Source organism: Nocardiopsis sp. LOL_012, from assembly GCF_048060475.1.
Classification (GTDB): Bacteria; Actinomycetota; Actinomycetes; order Streptosporangiales; family Streptosporangiaceae; genus Nocardiopsis.
Genome location: NZ_JBHMIV010000118.1, coordinates 1 through 411, shown reverse-complemented (window position 1 = coordinate 411; position 411 = coordinate 1). Strand labels below are relative to the sequence as shown.

1 protein-coding gene is annotated in these 411 nt (G+C 71.3%); it reads right to left on the bottom strand.

Annotation, left to right across the window (positions count from 1 at the left end; all coding sequences use genetic code 11):
- A partial coding sequence (locus ACFHWE_RS23710) for a polyketide synthase (RefSeq protein WP_416604097.1) occupies window positions 1-411 on the bottom strand: 411 nt, incomplete at both ends.

Here is a 411-nt window from a genome sequence, read left to right as displayed (position 1 = left end):
ACCACGTGGGCGTTGACCCCGCCCATCCCGAACGCGCTCACCCCCGCACGCAACGGCACACCCTCCGGCGGCTCCCACGCCACCGCCTCGGAAACCGGGTAGAACGGACCGCTCTCGAACCCGATCCGCGGATTGGGACGGCTCAGGTGCAGCGTGGCCGGAATGGTGCGGTGACGCATCGCCAGCACCACCTTGGCCAGACCCGCCAGACCCGCCGCCGGCTCCAGGTGCCCGATATTGGACTTGACCGACCCGATCGCACAGAACTGGCGCCGCCCGGTGTGGGCACGGAACGCCTCAGTCAGCGCCTCCACCTCGATCGGATCACCCAACGGCGTCCCCGTACCGTGCGCCTCCAGCATCGTCACCGTCCCCGCGTCCACCCCCGCGTCCCGCAGCGCCGCCGACACC